Annotated in this window: 13 protein-coding genes; 6 read left to right on the top strand and 7 right to left on the bottom strand. The window is 59.4% G+C overall.

Translation table 11 applies throughout. From position 1 onward, the window contains the following. The first annotated feature begins 5 nt into the window (after window positions 1–5). The 4 genes from BLU52_RS06800 to BLU52_RS06785 all read left to right on the top strand — a co-directional run bounded on the left by BLU52_RS06800 (window position 6) and on the right by BLU52_RS06785 (window position 3380). Window positions 6–842: an ABC transporter permease gene (locus BLU52_RS06800; RefSeq protein WP_167359925.1), complete on the top strand. Its 837-nt coding sequence runs from the start codon at window positions 6–8 to the stop codon at window positions 840–842. Beyond that, window positions 829–1629 (top strand): ABC transporter permease, encoded by an 801-nt coding sequence (locus BLU52_RS06795; protein WP_090282475.1) that lies wholly within the window; start codon window positions 829–831, stop codon window positions 1627–1629. Before BLU52_RS06800 ends, BLU52_RS06795 begins: the two co-directional genes overlap by 14 nt. Then, window positions 1626–2615: an ABC transporter ATP-binding protein gene (locus BLU52_RS06790; protein WP_090282474.1), complete on the top strand. Its 990-nt coding sequence runs from the start codon at window positions 1626–1628 to the stop codon at window positions 2613–2615. The genes BLU52_RS06795 and BLU52_RS06790 overlap by 4 nt, the downstream gene beginning before the upstream one ends. Before the next feature lie 111 nt (window positions 2616–2726). Continuing rightward, complete coding sequence (locus tag BLU52_RS06785) at window positions 2727–3380, top strand: HAD family hydrolase (protein WP_090282473.1); 654 nt, start codon at window positions 2727–2729, stop codon at window positions 3378–3380. A gap of 113 nt (window positions 3381–3493) precedes the next feature. Here the strand turns inward: BLU52_RS06785 and BLU52_RS06780 are convergent, their stop codons facing one another. Then, entirely contained in the window at window positions 3494–4456 is a 963-nt protein-coding gene (locus BLU52_RS06780) for a zinc-binding dehydrogenase (RefSeq protein WP_090282472.1), read from the bottom strand. A 138-nt stretch (window positions 4457–4594) separates the two neighbouring features. Between BLU52_RS06780 and BLU52_RS06775 the strand changes: the two genes are divergently transcribed. Further along, window positions 4595–6679 carry a carboxy terminal-processing peptidase gene (locus BLU52_RS06775; RefSeq protein WP_167359888.1) on the top strand — a complete coding sequence of 695 codons (2085 nt, stop codon included), beginning with the start codon at window positions 4595–4597 and terminating at the stop codon, window positions 6677–6679. A gap of 130 nt (window positions 6680–6809) precedes the next feature. Then, window positions 6810–8600, top strand: a complete 1791-nt coding sequence (locus BLU52_RS06770) for a bifunctional diguanylate cyclase/phosphodiesterase (protein WP_090282470.1) — start codon at window positions 6810–6812, stop codon at window positions 8598–8600. Window positions 8601–8613: 13 nt separating this feature from the next. On the opposite strand, the gene BLU52_RS06765 is transcribed toward BLU52_RS06770, so the two are convergent. The 6 genes from BLU52_RS06765 to BLU52_RS06740 form a co-directional block, all read right to left on the bottom strand. Continuing rightward, on the bottom strand, window positions 8614–9033 hold the full coding sequence (locus BLU52_RS06765; RefSeq protein ID WP_090282469.1) for a hypothetical protein: 420 nt from the start codon (window positions 9031–9033) through the stop codon (window positions 8614–8616). After that, window positions 9030–13814, bottom strand: coding sequence for an RHS repeat-associated core domain-containing protein (locus BLU52_RS06760; RefSeq protein WP_090282468.1), 4785 nt, complete (start codon window positions 13812–13814; stop codon window positions 9030–9032). The genes BLU52_RS06765 and BLU52_RS06760 overlap by 4 nt, the downstream gene beginning before the upstream one ends. Before the next feature lie 238 nt (window positions 13815–14052). After that, window positions 14053–14460: an SEL1-like repeat protein gene (locus BLU52_RS06755; RefSeq protein ID WP_090282467.1), complete on the bottom strand. Its 408-nt coding sequence runs from the start codon at window positions 14458–14460 to the stop codon at window positions 14053–14055. Next, window positions 14461–14832, bottom strand: a complete 372-nt coding sequence (locus BLU52_RS06750; RefSeq protein WP_007898892.1) for a hypothetical protein — start codon at window positions 14830–14832, stop codon at window positions 14461–14463. Further along, window positions 14829–15170, bottom strand: coding sequence for a helix-turn-helix domain-containing protein (locus tag BLU52_RS06745; RefSeq protein WP_090282466.1), 342 nt, complete (start codon window positions 15168–15170; stop codon window positions 14829–14831). The genes BLU52_RS06750 and BLU52_RS06745 overlap by 4 nt, the downstream gene beginning before the upstream one ends. A gap of 114 nt (window positions 15171–15284) precedes the next feature. Beyond that, the gene (locus tag BLU52_RS06740) at window positions 15285–15740 is read right to left on the bottom strand and encodes a YkvA family protein (RefSeq protein ID WP_090282465.1); all 456 of its coding nucleotides are present in this window, start codon (window positions 15738–15740) and stop codon (window positions 15285–15287) included. Between the last annotated feature and the right edge of the window lie 43 nt (window positions 15741–15783).

The raw sequence follows: 15783 nt of genomic DNA, 5'->3' as shown, positions 1-15783 counted from the left end.
ACGCAATGACTCGCGGCAAATGGCTGGCGGCGCTGTGTCTGGTGCCGTTCGCGCTGTTCTTCATCGTCTTCGAAATCGCCCCGCTTGTCTGGGTGATGATCAACAGCCTGCAATCGGAAGATTCCGGTTGGGGCCTGGCCAATTTCAGCAAAATTTTCGGATCGAAATTCTATCGACAGGCGATCCAGTACAGCCTTGAGATCAGCTTCTGGTCGAGCGTGTTTGGCATCCTGATCGCCGTCCTCGGTGCGTATTCGCTACGTCGGGTCGACTCGAAACTGCGCAACTTCGTCAACGCCTTCGCCAACATGACCAGCAACTTCGCCGGCGTGCCGCTGGCGTTCGCGTTCATCATCCTGCTCGGTTTCAACGGCAGCATCACGATCATGTTGAAACAGTCGGGGATCATCCAAGACTTCAACCTGTACTCGAAAACCGGCCTGATCATTCTCTACACCTACTTTCAGATTCCCCTCGGCGTGCTGTTGCTCTACCCGGCCTTTGACGCGCTGCGCGAAGACTGGCGCGAATCCGCCGCCCTGCTGGGTGCCAATGGCTGGCAATTCTGGCGGCACATCGGTTTGCCGGTGTTGACCCCAGCGTTGCTCGGCACGTTCGTGATTCTGCTGGCCAATGCCCTCGGCGCCTATGCCACGGTGTATGCGTTGACCACCGGCAACTTCAACGTGCTGCCGATCCGAATCGCGGCAATGGTTTCCGGAGATATCTCTCTCGACCCGAACCTGGCCAGCGCGCTGGCCGTGGTGCTGGTGGCGCTGATGACCATCGTCACCGTCGTGCATCAACTGCTGTTGAAGAGGAGCTACCATGTCTCGCGCTGAATCCGGCCCGGCCGGTCTCTACCACCGCGTCGTGGTGTACCTGTTGTTCGCGATCCTCTTGCTGCCGCTGGCCGGCACACTGGTGTATTCGATCGCCAGCAGTTGGTCGGCGACCATTCTGCCCAGCGGCTTTACCTTCAAGTGGTACATCCAGCTGTGGAGCGATCCGCGTTTCCTGCACGCCTTTGGCCAGTCGTTGCTGGTGTGCGTCGGTGCGCTGGTGCTGTCGGTGGTGCTGATCCTGCCGCTGCTGTTCGTGGTGCATTACCACTTCCCGAAACTCGATGCGCTGATGAACATCCTGATCCTGCTGCCCTTTGCGGTGCCGCCGGTGGTGTCCTCGGTGGGCCTGTTGCAGCTTTACGGCTCCGGGCCGATGGCGATGGTCGGCACGCCGTGGATTTTGATCGGCTGCTACTTCACCGTGGCGCTACCCTTCATGTACCGGGCGATCACCAACAACCTGCAAGCGATCAACCTGCGAGACCTGATGGACGCCGCACAATTGCTCGGCGCCAGTACCTTTCAAGCGGCAATCCTGGTGGTGCTGCCGAACCTGCGCAAAGGCCTGATGGTGGCGTTGCTGCTGTCGTTCTCGTTCCTGTTCGGTGAGTTCGTCTTCGCCAACATCCTCGTCGGCACACGCTACGAAACCCTGCAGGTGTACCTGAACAACATGCGCAACAGCAGCGGCCACTTCACCAGTGCGCTGGTGATCTCGTATTTCCTTTTCGTGCTGGTCCTGACCTGGATCGCCAACACCTTGAACAAGGACAAAAGCGAATGAGCTATGTCAGCGTCCAACACCTGCAGAAAAACTACGCGGGCACCACCGTGTTCAGCGACATCAACTGCGAGATCAACAAGGGTGAGTTCGTTACCTTGCTCGGCCCGTCCGGGTGCGGCAAGTCGACCCTGTTGCGTTGCATCGCCGGGCTGACACCGGTGGATGGCGGGCAGATCCTTCTCGACGGTGTCGACATCGTCCCGTTGAGCCCGCAGAAACGCGGCATCGGCATGGTGTTCCAGAGCTATGCGCTGTTTCCCAACATGACCGTCGAGCAGAACGTTGCCTTCGGTTTGCGCATGCAGAAGGTCAATAGCGACGACAGCCATAAACGCGTTTCCGAGGTGTTGAAACTGGTTGAACTGCACGACTTTGCCAGTCGCTACCCGCATCAGCTCTCAGGCGGCCAATGCCAGCGCGTCGCCCTCGCCCGCTCGTTGGTCACCCGTCCGCGTTTGTTGTTGCTCGATGAGCCGTTGTCGGCCCTCGATGCACGGATTCGCAAACACCTGCGCGAGCAGATCCGACAGATCCAGCGCGAACTCGGCCTGACCACGATTTTCGTCACCCACGATCAGGAAGAAGCGCTGACCATGTCGGATCGAATCTTCCTGATGAATCAGGGCAAGATCGTCCAGAGCGGCGACGCTGAAACCCTCTACACCGCACCGGTCGATGCATTCGCCGCCGGCTTCATCGGCAATTACAACCTGCTCGATGCCGAGGACGCCTCGAAGCTGCTGCAACGGCCGATCAACCACCGCGTCGCGATCCGCCCGGAAGCCATCGAACTGAGCCTCAACGGCGAACCCGACGCGCAGATCCGCAGCCACAGCCTGCTGGGCAATGTCATTCGCTATCGCGTCGAAGCGCGCGGCGTGGAACTGGTGGTGGATGTGCTCAACCGCTCGGCGGCCGATCTGCTTCCCGATGGTCAGCGCCTGGCACTTTCCATCGATCCGACCGCCCTGTGCCAAGTAGCTTAGGAGCAGCTGCAAGCTTCGAGCTACAAGCTTCAAGCTGTAGACTGCGGTGTATCTGTTTTTAATTCTTGCAGCTCAACGCTCATAGCTTGCAGCTGTTCTCGGAGAGAACCCATGGCCCTGGCAATTTTTGATCTGGACGAAACGTTGATTCACGGCGACTGCTCCTCGCTCTGGAGCGAGCAAATGGTTCGCCTCGGCTGGGTCGATGGCGAATCGTTCATGCAGCGTGACAAGGAGCTGATGGACGCTTACGGGCGCGGACATCTGGCGATGGAAGACTATATGGCCTTCAGTCTTGAACCCTTGATTGGCCGTACCCCTGAGGAAATCGAGCACTTGGTTGGCCCGTGGGTGGAAGATTTCATTGAACCGATCATCTTCAGCGACGCGACCAAAACCATCGCCGCCCACCGTAAGGCCGGCGACCGGATTCTGGTGATTTCGGCGTCTGGCACGCACCTGGTGCGGCCGATCGCCGATCGCCTCGGCATCGACGAGATATTGGCCATCGAACTGGAAGTCGCTCATGGCGTTTACAGCGGCAACACTGTTGGCACCCTGACTTACCGCGAAGGCAAGATCACCCGCTTGCTGGAATGGCTGGATGCGGAAGAAGAGAACCTCGAAGGCGCGAGTTTCTATTCCGACTCGCGTAATGATCTGCCGTTGTTGCTGAAAGTGGATTTTCCGCATGTGGTCAACCCGGACCCGGTGCTGCTTGAGCAGGCAAAAACATCCGGTTGGCCAATCCATCTGTGGAAATAAACCGATCCCTGTAGGAGTGAGCCTGCTCGCGATTGCGGTCTATCTGCCAACTGTGATGGTGACTGACACGGTGCTATCGCGAGCAGGCTCACTCCTACAGGAGGGCTGTATTGTCAGCTCAGGCTTTCATCAATCACCAACACCAACTTGCCCGCCACCGTATTACTCGCCAGCTCGGCAAACGCCGCCTCGGCATCCTTCACCGCAAACGCCTTGGCCAATTGCGGACGCAACCGCCCTTCGGCAAACAACGGCCACACCTGCTGGCCGAGATCGCTGAGCAAATCTGCCTTGAACTGATCACTGCGACTGCGCAATGTCGAACCGAGCAGTTGCACGCGCTTGGCCAGCACCTGCGCCAGATCCAGCTTCGCCTCACGGCCCCCCATCAGACCGATCAGCACCCAACGCCCATCCAGCGCCACCAGCTTCAGGTTCAGCGCCGAATAGTTGCCGCCGACCGGATCGAGGATCACATCGAACGGACCGAAATCGCGCAGACTTTGCAGATCGTCAGTGCGTAGCACACCGCCCTGCGCGCCCAACGACTCACAGTACTTCAGACGCTCGGCCGAACCGACGCTGACCCAGCACGGGTTACCAAACGCCTTGCACAACTGAATGGCGGCTGAACCGATTCCACTGGCGCCGGCATGCAGGAGAACTTTCTCACCGGGTTTGAGCGCCGCAAGTTGAAACACATTCAGCCAGACTGTTGCATAAACCTCGGGCAATGCGGCGGCTTCGATCAGCGAAACGCTTTCGGGAACCGGCAGCACGTGCCGCCCATCGACAACCACCTCTTCAGCCATACCGCCCCCGGCCAGCAAGGCGCACACCCGATCGCCAACCTGCCACGCGCTGCCCGCGCCGACCTCGCTGATGACCCCGGAACACTCTAGACCGAGCACTTGGCTGGCACCCGGCGGAGGCGGATACAGCCCCGCTTTTTGTAATAAATCGGCGCGATTGAGGCCGGCTGCCGCCACCCGAATACGGACTTGTCCTACATCGCACGTAGGACTCGGCTCTTCAACCCATGCCACTTGACCGTCAACGCCTTGCAATGCCTTCACAGTGCCTCCATAGTGAGTCTGGACTGAGCCCGAAGCTGTAGCGCCGGGCTTTTTGCATTATGCGACCGGCTCTCGTAGAACCGGCGACTTCAAAGACGGCCTAATATGCGTTATCAATTGTCCCCGCGTCGAATCAGCATGAAGCATCTGCTCCCCAGCACCGCCCTCGCTCTTTTCATCGGTATCGGTCTGTTGCCGGTGTCGGGCACTACATTCGCAGCCAACAGCTGGGACAAGTTGCAGCCTGATCGCGATGAAGTCATCGCCAGCCTGAACGTCGTCGAGTTGCTCAAGCGTCACCACTACAGCAAGCCGCCGCTGGACGATGCGCGTTCGGTGATCATCTACGACAGCTACCTCAAGCTGCTGGATCCGTCGCGCAGCTATTTCATGTCCAGCGACATCGCTGAATTCGACAAGTGGAAAACCCAGTTCGACGACTTCCTCAAGAGTGGCGACCTCAACGCCGGGTTCACCATCTACAAGCGCTATCTGGACCGCGTCAAGGCGCGTCTGGACTTCGCCCTTGCCGAGCTGAACAAAGGCGTCGACAAGATGGACTTCACCACCAGAGAGACCTTGCTGATCGATCGCAAGGACGCTCCTTGGCTCAAATCCACGGCTGAACTCGACGACCTCTGGCGCAAACGCGTCAAGGACGAAGTGCTGCGGATGAAGATCGCCGGCAAAGAGCCCAAGCAGATCCAGGAAACCCTGACCAAGCGCTACAAGAACCAGTTGGCGCGCCTGGACCAGACCCGTCCGGAAGACATCTTCCAGGCGTACATCAACACCTTCGCCATGTCGTACGACCCGCACACCAACTATCTGTCGCCGGATAACGCGGAGAACTTCGACATCAACATGAGCCTGTCCCTCGAAGGCATCGGCGCCGTGTTACAGAGCGACAACGATCAGGTGAAAGTCGTGCGTCTGGTGCCGGCAGGCCCGGCTGACAAAACCAAGCAAGTGGCCCCGGCCGACAAGATTATTGGCGTTGCCCAGGGCAACAAAGAGATGGTCGACGTGGTCGGCTGGCGTCTGGACGAAGTGGTCAAGCTGATCCGCGGGCCGAAAGGTACCGTGGTGCGCCTGGAAGTGATTCCGGCGAGCAATGCGCCAAACGACCAGACCACCAAGATCGTGCCGATCACCCGTGAAGCGGTGAAGCTCGAAGACCAGGCCGTGAAGAAGTCGGTGCTGAACCTGAAACAGGACGGCAAGGACTACAAGCTCGGTGTGATCGAGATCCCGGCCTTTTACCTCGACTTCAAGGCGTTCCGTGCCGGTGATCCGGATTACAAGAGCACCACGCGCGACGTGAAGAAACTGCTGACCGAACTGCAGAAAGACAAAGTCGACGGCGTGGTCATCGACCTGCGCAACAACGGCGGCGGTTCCCTGCAGGAAGCCACCGAGCTGACAAGCCTGTTCATCGACAAGGGCCCGACCGTTCTCGTGCGTAACGCCGATGGCCGCGTCGACGTGCTGGAAGATGAAAACCCGGGCGCGTTCTACAAAGGGCCGATGGCGTTGCTGGTCAACCGCTTGTCCGCCTCGGCTTCGGAGATCTTCGCCGGCGCCATGCAGGACTACCATCGTGCGCTGATCATCGGCGGCCAGACCTTCGGTAAAGGCACCGTGCAGACCATTCAGCCGCTGAACCACGGCGAACTGAAACTGACCCTGGCCAAGTTCTACCGGGTTTCCGGGCAGAGCACCCAGCATCAGGGCGTGCTGCCCGACATCGACTACCCGTCGCTGATCGACACCAAGGAAATCGGCGAGAGCGCGCTGCCGGAAGCCATGCCGTGGGACACCATCCGCGCCGCGATCAAACCAGCGGCCGATCCGTTCAAGCCGTACCTGGCTCAGCTCAAGTCCGAACATGACACGCGCACCGCCAAGGATGCCGAGTTCGTGTTCATCCGCGACAAGCTGGCGCTGGCGCAGAAACTGATGGAAGAGAAAACCGTCAGCCTCAACGAAGCCGAGCGTCGCGCCCAGCACGCCGACATCGACGCCAAACAGCTGACCATGGAGAACTTGCGTCGCAAGGCCAAAGGCGAAGAACCGCTCAAAGAGCTGAAGAAAGAAGACGAGGACGCACTGGCGGCAGCCGATCCGGACAAAGTCAAACCGGAAGACGATGCCTACCTGAGCGAAACCGGGCGCGTACTGCTCGATTACCTGAAGCTGAGCAATCAGGTAGCCAAGAAGTAATGATGGCAAATTAATGCTGGCGATCCCCTGATCGTCATCAAACAGTCATCATTCTGTCGTGCAATAAAGGACCGGGAGTCACTCTAAACCAAGAGTGCTCCCGGTCCTTTTTTTATCGCCAGAGACTGCCATGACCACGACCGAACAGCTGAGCGCGTTGAGCTCGATCCTGACTCAAAGCGGTTTGCACAGCCTGTTCCAGCCGATCATCAGTCTCTCCGAGCGACGCATCCTCGGTTACGAGGCCCTGACTCGCGGCCCGTCCAACAGCCCTCTGCACTCACCGATTGCCCTGTTCGCCGTGGCGCGTCAGGCCGGCCGTCTGAGTGAGCTGGAGATTGCCTGTCGAGAATCTGCCTGCAGGCGTTTCAACGAGCAGAAGCTTCCGGGCAAACTGTTTCTCAACGTCTCGCCGGAATCTCTCCTCGAAGCGGCGCATCAGCCGGGACGAACCTTGCAGTTGCTGCAGGACTTCGGCATTCCGCCCAGTCAGGTGGTCATCGAACTGACCGAACAGACACCCATCGACGATTTCCAGTTGCTGCAAACCGCCCTGCATCATTACCGGGCCATGGGTTTTTCCATTGCGCTGGATGACCTTGGCGCCGGGTATTCGAGCCTGCGCCTGTGGTCTGAACTGCGCCCGGATTACGTAAAAATCGACCGGCACTTCATCGATGGCATTCATCAAGATGCGTTGAAACGCGAGTTCGTCGGCTCGATCCTGCAAATCGCCAAAGCCTCGCGCGCACAAGTGATCGCCGAAGGCATCGAACTGCCGGAAGAACTCGCCGTGCTGACTGAAATGGGCGTCGATCTGGTGCAAGGCTATTTGCTCGGTCGCCCCCAGGAACACCCATCACGCGACGCCCGCGCCTTGATGCCAAAACACGACAGCAGCGCCGTAGCGCTGAACGACGAAGGCAGCGACCTCAGCGCCCTGCTCAACGAGCAACCGGCGGTTCACCGCGACACCCCGACCGCCACCGTACTCGAAGCGTTCCGCCGCCAGGCCAACCTCAACTCACTCGCGGTACTCGACGAACAAGGCCAACCCGCCGGCATCGTCCACCGTCATTCGTTGTCCGACGCTCTGCTCAAGCCTTTCGCCACCGACCTGTTCGCACGCAAACCCATCAGCCGCCTGATGAGCGACGACTTCCTCGCCGTGGAAATGAGCCAGTCGCTGCAACAAGTCAGCCGCTTGATCACCAGCCGCGCCCGCCAACGCATCGAAGAAGACTTCATCATCACCCTCAACGGCAGCTACCTCGGCCTCGGCCGAGTGATCGACGTGCTCAAGCTGATCACCGAACTGAAAATCCAGCAGGCCCGCTACGCCAACCCACTGACCTTGCTGCCCGGCAACGTACCGATTCAGCAGTGCCTGACCCGCCTGCTGCAGCAAGGCCGCGAGTCGATCATCTGCTACGTCGACATCGACAGCTTCAAACCCTTCAACGACATCTACGGCTACGGCCGCGGCGACGAAGTCCTGCTCTGCCTCGCCCAATGCCTCAACGAACGCATCGACCCCACCCGCGACTTCGTCGGCCACATCGGCGGCGACGACTTCCTCCTCGTCCTCGGCCCAGAGGATTGGCGCAAACGCCTCAATCAGTTGCTTGATGATTTTCAGAGCCAGTGCCGACGCTTTTACCGGCCTGAGCATCTTGAGGCGGGCTGTTTTATCGCCCCGAATCGCCAGGGCGTGCGACAAGAGTTTGCGTTGTTGTCGTTATCGATTGGGGTGGTGCACCTTCGCCCGGAAGCCTGCGCGGAACTGGATGCGAGCCAGCTGGCGGAGATGGCTTCGCAGGCGAAGCATCATGCGAAGAATGTTCCGGGATATAGCGTGCATTTGCTTGATAGCCTTGCCACTTCCGACGTCCATCCAGCACAGCTAATCGGCCAACGTTGACTTCGTTTTTAGTTCACCAAGCCGACCTATCCTCACTAGCTGCCATCAACAGATCCTCTTTCCAAATTTCTTTCGCTAGTTGATAGACATCGTGAAAAAAACCGCGTGGACTTTCTAATAAATACCATTCCTCACGCGGCCAGCTATTTGCCTCACATTCATCTATTTCGAATATTCCTTGAAAGTCGAAGTTCGGATCTTCAAGCGCAGCCTCTAGATTTTCAATGAGAGCCAGCTTGTGCCTATGTGAAAAATAAGGTTGATTTAGGCAATATTTAGCTATTAGCACACCTCTATCAACTTCATCATTCGGATCATAATTCCCGAGCTCTACACCCTTGGACTCTTCTCTATCATAAACATCAAATACACCAACGAACCACATCAAGTCAGGTACAAAAAGCTCATTTAAAAATGGGTCCTTCAGCATCATTTACCCTCCGCAGGGTAGCCTGTGAAGGGCTCCTGTGTATTTACCTTGTCGAATTTAACCTCAAACCAATTCATAGTTTCGTTAAGCCCCGGTTTTTCTGCATCTTTTTTGTTCGGTTTGTATCCGCGTCCGGCTCCAGGCAGTTCCAACCTAACTATTGGATTTTTCTTCTGATCTTTTCCCGTATGCTTAATCAATCCGTTTTTATCCTTTGTCATCGCTTTATTTAAGGCTCCCAAATGCATGCGCCAACTATGGAACTGTGAGCTTAGATTACCTTTGGCACCTTTCGGCACCTCCCCGGTATGAGGATCCGCTCCGTTGATCGCTCTCTGTTTGAGAGTCGAATCAGAAATTTCCGAACCATGTTTTTTCACAGTATGCATGTCATAGATTCTTTCGTACTCGTTCACACGTCGCTTTGCATTTTCCTCAGCCAACTCATCAATTCTCGCCCTACGCTGCTCCGCTGTTATCTTCGGCAGCGCAGGCTCACCCTCATCAACCCTAGCCCCACCAATACCACCCGGCACCTCGCAACCGGGCTTTCCCGGCGGCGGGCAGTTGGAGTTCAACCCCAACGGATCCACCCACCCCGTCGGGTTCGGCACGTACTGGTACTGATTCAACCCACCCGCCAGCTTGATCGGGTCCGGCGTCAGGTACCGCCCCAGCCTCGGGTCGTAATACCGGTGGCGGTTGTAATGCAATCCGCTTTCGGCATCGAAGTACTGCCCCTGAAAGCGCAGCGGCTGGTTCAGGTAGTCGTCGCCGGCGAGGGTCAGCGCGGCGGTTTTGCCGTAGGCGTCGTATTGCGCGGACCAGACGATGTCGCCGCCGTAGTCGGTGAGTTCTTGCGGCGTGCCGAGGTGGTCGAGCTGGTAGTAGAACGGGCAGGCTTTTTTCGGGCCTTTGCCGTCGAGCAGCGCCAGCGGGCGGAAGGTGCCGGGTTCGTAGACGTAGCTGCGGTATTCGTTCTCGCTGCTTTCGGCGACGATCTGGTCGCCTTGCCAGAAAAATTCGGTGGTCTGGCCGTCGACGGTTTTGCGGATGCGCCGGCCGAAGGCGTCGTATTGATAGGTGGCGGTCTGGCCATCCGGGCGGGTCAGGCCGATCAGGCGATGCTGGCTGTCGTAGCGGTATTCGGTGACGAGTGTTTGTGCTTTGCCGCGGCGTTCGCGGATCAGGTTGCCGAAGGCGTCGTAGTCGTAATGACGGTCGCCCTGCATCAGCAGGCGGTTGCCTTTGACCTGGCTCGGGCCGGGGCGGTCCTGCATGAGCAGGTTGCCGGCCGGGTCGTGGGCGAAGGATTCCGGCAGTTCGTCGCGCGAATGGCGGACGCGGATCAGTCGGTCGAGGGCGTCGTAGCCGTAGGTGCGTTGGCCGTGGCGGCTGTCGGCGATGTGGGCGAGGTTGCCGTTGGCGCTGTAGGCATAGTCGCGACGGTAGAGCGAATCGCGCTGATGGCCTACGGCGTGGGCGAGCAATCTTCCCTGTTCGTCGTAGGCATATTCGCTGAGCAGCAGGCCTTGCTGGCGCTGCACTTCGCGGCCGAACTGGTAGACGTGACGGGTCAGCGGCGTGCCGTTGAGGTCGATCGCGCTCAGCGCGCCGCCCTTGGCGTAGTGGTAATCGAGTTTGCTGTTGTCCGGCAGGCGCAGACGTTTGAGCTGGCCGCAGGCGTCATAGGCGTAACGCAGGGTGCCCCAGCCCTGGTGCTCGGTGATCAGCCGATCCTGGCGGTCGTATTCAAAGGCCAGTGGGTGGTTGTGGCCGTCATCGACGGCGATCAGACGGCCGAGGCGGTCGTAGGCATATTCAACCTTGATGCCATCGGGCAGGGTCTTGACCAGCAAGCGTCCGGCCGCATCGCGCTTATAGGTGGTGACCAGCTGCGAGCCGTCATCGCCAAACTCGGCCTTCTCCAGCAGATGCCCGTTCAGGTCATAGACATACGCGGTGCGCCGCCCATCAAACCCGGTTTCCTGTCGGATCAATCCGCTCGGCGTGTAGTCCAGCCGGTATTTTTCTCCCGACTCGTTTTCGATCTCGGTGAGCAGCAGTTGCGCGTGGTCGTAGCGGTACTGCACCTGCGTGCCGTCGGGGTTGATCCGCCGTGAAACCAGGTGCAGGTCATCGTCGTACTCGTAACGGGTGATGCGCCCGAGTTCGTCGCGCTCGGCGGTCACCTGGCCGTAGGCGCCGTAGCTGTAAGCGCGGGTGCTGCCGGTAGGAAATGTCGTCTGGATCAGTCGGCCAACGGCGTCCCATTGCTGGCGGGTGACGGCGCCGTGTTCGTCAGCCGTGGTCGTCCGTCGCCCCAGTGCGTCGTAGGAAAAGCGTCGCACACCGCCATCGGGCAGGGTTTCTTCGGTCAACTGACCGAGCGGATTCCACACCAGCTTATGGCGGCTGCTGTCCGGGTAGCGGATCGACAGCAGTTGCCCGCGCACGTTGTAGTAGTAATGGGTGACCTGACCGTCGGGATCGACCGCTTCGGTGACATCACCCTCGGCGTTGCGCCGGTAGATCCACACCGCATCGCCGCGGGTGCGCCGGTAGAGGAAACCGTTGCGGTACTCGTAGGACGTTGGCGCGTCGTCCGGCGGAATCAGCGCAATCAGCCGTCCGACCTCGTCGTAGCGGTACTCGGTGACGGCGCCGAGCGGGTCCTGTTCGGCGATCAAGCGGCCTTCAGCGTCATAGGCCTTGAGGTGTTCGCCGCCATCCGCCTCGACCTTGCGCACCAGCCGCGCGCGCTCGTCGTGGACGTAGGTTTCTTCGGTGCCATCGACGTACTGCACCGCGACGCTGCCGTCGTCGGCCCAGACGTAGCGGGTGTTCATCTGCGAGAACGAGGCCCAGTGCCTGACGCAACGTGCAGCCTTGCCGGAGCGTTCCCACTCCCAGAAGAAGCTCGCGCCACCGGCCAATTGCCGCTGCAGGATGACGTGAGCGTCGTCGTAGTCGTAACGCTCGCTGTCGCCGACCGCGTTGGTGGCTTCGATCAGATTTTGATAAGCGTCGAAGCGGTAACTGACGAGGGTTTGCTCAGTCACCCATTCCGCATGCTGAAAAACCTGATAATCCACGCCAACCAACTGCGCGCGGTCATAACGCAGCGACAAAGCCCGACCGGCACCGTTTTCTAAACGGCTGATACGGTCATGACGATCGCGAACAACACACAAGCGGTTGCCATACACATCACTGATCGCCGTCAGCCGCCCGGCGCGAAAGTGATAAAACCGCGCCGCTTCCCCGGCCAGCGCCAGAATCAGCTCTTCCGGTTCGTCGCCAAGAAAAATCGCCGCCCGCGACAGACTGTTGTGAATCGCCGGCCGGGTCGCACTGGGCAACGGAAACCGCGTACGCCGGTTTTCGTGATCGACCCAAACAACAAAGTCGCCCTCAAACTCCAGCCGATGCGTCAGCGAATGGCTCCAGCCAAACCCCAGGCCGATATCGATTTCGACGGCGCTCGAGCGATACAAACGGCTGAACTCAAACGACAGCACACCATCAAGCACCGCGTCGGTCAGCGTCAGCAGCTCTTCGCCGGTAACCATCGACACCGGGCAACCATTGGTGCAGGTGCGCAATACGCAATCGGCGCTGTCGCCGTTGGGGTTTTTCGCTTGATGGGGTGAGTCGTCGTGCGGTTCGTCTTTCTTCAGCGTGGTGTTGCGCTTGGCATCCCAGCGCAATTGCATCCGGCCTTTTTTCACCCCGGCAGCGATACCGCGAGCGGCGACACGCTTGTAGTGGTCGACATAACCAATGAAGGCGCTGACGATGCCGAAAACGGCCTGGACCAGACGCTTCACCGCCGCGAGCAATTGCACGGCGCGGTCGGCCAGGCGCAGGCTCAGATAGGCAATGCCCGCGCCACCACTGGCGAACGTCAGGACCACGCCGATCAGCACATCGATGAGCAACTGCACCATCATCATTGATGCGGCTTCGGCGGTTTTGCTGGCGATCTCACCGGGCGGCAACATCTCCAGCCAAAGGCTGGCCGTGCGCAGCAGCAAACACAGCGCCGCTTCGTCACTGACCAGCAACTGCAGCTTTTCCATCAGCTCAGGCGCCGTGGTAGCCAGTTCCATCAACTCGGTCGCGCCGCTGCCCAGTCGCTCAACAAACGCCCCGGGGTCCCGCAAGATGTCAGAAAGCAGGCCGATGCTGTCCCAGACGCCCTCGATCGCCGCCCAACTGCCGGCCAGCAGGCCGTTGCCGGCTGCCGTCGCCACGGACTGCGACCACTGTGGCCTGAAGCCTTGCCATTCGCTGCGCAGCCAGCCGTCCAGTTCGCGGGTAAGGCCGCCGTAGGCTTTGAAAAGATCGTCGAGCTGACCCGGCGTGACTTCGCTGTGCACCTGCACCCGGTAGAACTTGCCCGGCGTGCCTTCGAACGACCCCTTGCCTTGTGCATCAAGGGTCACCGGCGTCGCTTCGCCACCGTCCATGGCGATCACATCGACTTCAATGTTGCCAAGGGCAATGTCGTAGACCGACTCGAACTTGCTCTCGATCTGCATCACCCCGCCCTGCGGACACTGCACGACGCCCGAGAAAAACTCGCTATCTGTGCTGCTGACGGTGGTGCCGTGTTCGCCGAAGCGAATGACCCGCTCCATGCCCATCAGCGATGGCAGATCCGCCGCATGGCTGACCGAGTCGGCGGTGCGACTGGCCCAATGCTCAAATTGCTGGCGGTAGAGACTGAGGGTGCCGGGAAAACTGTCGAGTGCTTGCTCGATGCGGTTGATGGCGTCCATCAGCGCACGCGCAGGTGCGAAGTGGATGGGTTCAGCGGGTCAAACATGAGCGTTCCCTCGCGCAAAAGTTAGGCGCGGGAACTGTGCGGGGGATCAATCGGGAAAGAAGTCAGGCAAGTAGGCGATGCCTGTAGGACTTGTCTGTAATAAATCGCTTACAGATAAACACGTTCGAGTAAACGCAAACGTGGCGTGAGGCAAACCTCACGCCACGTTTATAGAACTGACAGAAATGGATTTATTGCGTTGAGTCGCCGCGGCTCAGTTCTTGCAATTTAAGCTCGGCCAAAGGGTGCCCGGCCTTGGCCGCCATACCCCACCAGAGCGCAGCTTCGGTAGCGTCAGGCGCCTTGCTCGGTGTGCCGGCGAGGCTGATCACGCCGAGCTGATAAGCCGCTTTGCCGTCACCGGCGAGCGCTGCCAGACGCAACAAGCGAATGCCCTCTTCGCGCGCACCGAGGCCGACGCCACGAAAGGTCAGGATGTGCCCGTAGAAACTTTGCGCAGCGACATCGCCAAGGTTGGCCATGCGCGCAAACTGGCCTTCAAGCCAGTGCCAGCCACGCGGCTGACGCACCAGCCACGACCAATGAAACAGCCGGCGAGCCAGCCAGTAACCGGCCCGCGCCTTGAGGCGCAAGAACACTCAGGCCTCCGCCGATTCCGGGTACTCGTACTCAAAGACACGCACCACTTCCGAGGCATGCCAGGAGGCCGCGGCAACGCCATCGGACGGCCCGGAAAAACGCCCGAGTCGTTCGACGCATTCAAAAAAACCCGTGCGTGGCAAACGGCTTGCGCCCTGGCTGATCACCAGCGAACTGCGCAGCGGCTGTTCGGCCCTGGCGTCCAGCGCCGCCAGATGCTCAAGCGCGGCGGTCAGGGTTTGCATGGCCGGTGTCGGCAGTTGCAACCGCTCCAGCAAGGCCCGATAAGTCAGCAGATGGCGCTGACGTCGCGCCTGGTCCAGCTCCCCCAGCAATCCATCCCAATGTTGACGACTGATGCGTACGCTCACGATTCTTCTCTCCACCCTGGCACCGTCAGTTCCCAGGCCAGGCTGCGGCGAATCGCGGCGTCAGGCTGACGCTCGCCACTTTCGATCATGGCCAGATAAGACGGGCTGATGCCTACCGTGCGGGCCAGCGCCTCGATGGCGATGCCCTTCCCTTCGCGCAAACTGCGTAGTTGATCCAGACCCGGAAGAATCGGGTCTGCCGTGGCTGCGAGCGGCGTGGCTGCCGGACGCGTCGGTGTCTCGTTGATGCCTGCTGCTTTTAGTAGAGCCTGATACTGAGCCCACGGCAAAACCGCGTATTCGGGTTCGCCATCGCGAGCAATTATCTGAATATCCATGACTACCCCGTAGGACAACAACACTTAGCGAGTCGGCACTTTTCCCTAGAAGTGTAATCCTAACAGCGGCCAAGGTCGCGGGGGGGTATTTATCTGAAGGCGGGGTTGCACAATTCAGGGCTTTTTCGGCCCTTGCAGTTGCAGTTGTTCGGGGGTATCCGGCAGGCGTTCGACCACCGCCAGTTTTTCCGGATGCTGACGGTTACGCCACTGGCGAAAGGCATCGAGTTCATCGCTGAGGGTTTTCATCAGCCAGGCAAGAACGGCGACGTCGTCAAGCATGCCGAACATGGGGATGAAATCCGGCACCGCATCCACCGGGCTGAGAAAGTACATCAAACCCGCCACCACCGAAATCAATGCTTTGCTGCTGATAGCCCGGTACTCGCCACGCCAGTAGGCCAGACACAGTGACTGAAGCAGGCGCAGATCATCTCTGAGCTTGCCCAGACGATTGCCTTGCGCAGCCCCCTTGCTGGCCACCGCAAACAGCAAGGTTGGCAAACGACCCCGAGCCAGCAGACGGCCGGCCAAGGGCAGGAATCGAACGAAATTCCACGGCGCTTTCATCTATTCCTCCCACTGAAATGTTATCCACACAAATTGTGGATAA

The sequence above is a fragment of the Pseudomonas granadensis genome (assembly GCF_900105485.1).
Classification (GTDB): Bacteria; Pseudomonadota; Gammaproteobacteria; order Pseudomonadales; family Pseudomonadaceae; genus Aquipseudomonas; species Aquipseudomonas granadensis.
Note: the sequence above shows the minus strand (reverse complement) of the source record. Positions and strands in the feature narration are given on the sequence as shown.

Bases quoted from the DNA above. Each gene is read 5' to 3' on its own strand.
- BLU52_RS06800 (WP_167359925.1), top strand. From the start codon at position 6: ATGACTCGCGGCAAATGGCTGGCGGCGCTGTGTCTGGTGCCGTTCGCG.
- BLU52_RS06795 (WP_090282475.1), top strand. From the start codon at position 829: ATGTCTCGCGCTGAATCCGGCCCGGCCGGTCTCTACCACCGCGTCGTG.
- BLU52_RS06790 (WP_090282474.1), top strand. From the start codon at position 1,626: ATGAGCTATGTCAGCGTCCAACACCTGCAGAAAAACTACGCGGGCACC.
- BLU52_RS06785 (WP_090282473.1), top strand. From the start codon at position 2,727: ATGGCCCTGGCAATTTTTGATCTGGACGAAACGTTGATTCACGGCGAC.
- BLU52_RS06775 (WP_167359888.1), top strand. From the start codon at position 4,595: ATGAAGCATCTGCTCCCCAGCACCGCCCTCGCTCTTTTCATCGGTATC.
- BLU52_RS06770 (WP_090282470.1), top strand. From the start codon at position 6,810: ATGACCACGACCGAACAGCTGAGCGCGTTGAGCTCGATCCTGACTCAA.
- BLU52_RS06765 (WP_090282469.1), bottom strand. From the start codon at position 9,033: ATGATGCTGAAGGACCCATTTTTAAATGAGCTTTTTGTACCTGACTTG.
- BLU52_RS06760 (WP_090282468.1), bottom strand. From the start codon at position 13,814: ATGGACGCCATCAACCGCATCGAGCAAGCACTCGACAGTTTTCCCGGC.
- BLU52_RS06745 (WP_090282466.1), bottom strand. From the start codon at position 15,170: ATGGATATTCAGATAATTGCTCGCGATGGCGAACCCGAATACGCGGTT.
- BLU52_RS06740 (WP_090282465.1), bottom strand. From the start codon at position 15,740: ATGAAAGCGCCGTGGAATTTCGTTCGATTCCTGCCCTTGGCCGGCCGT.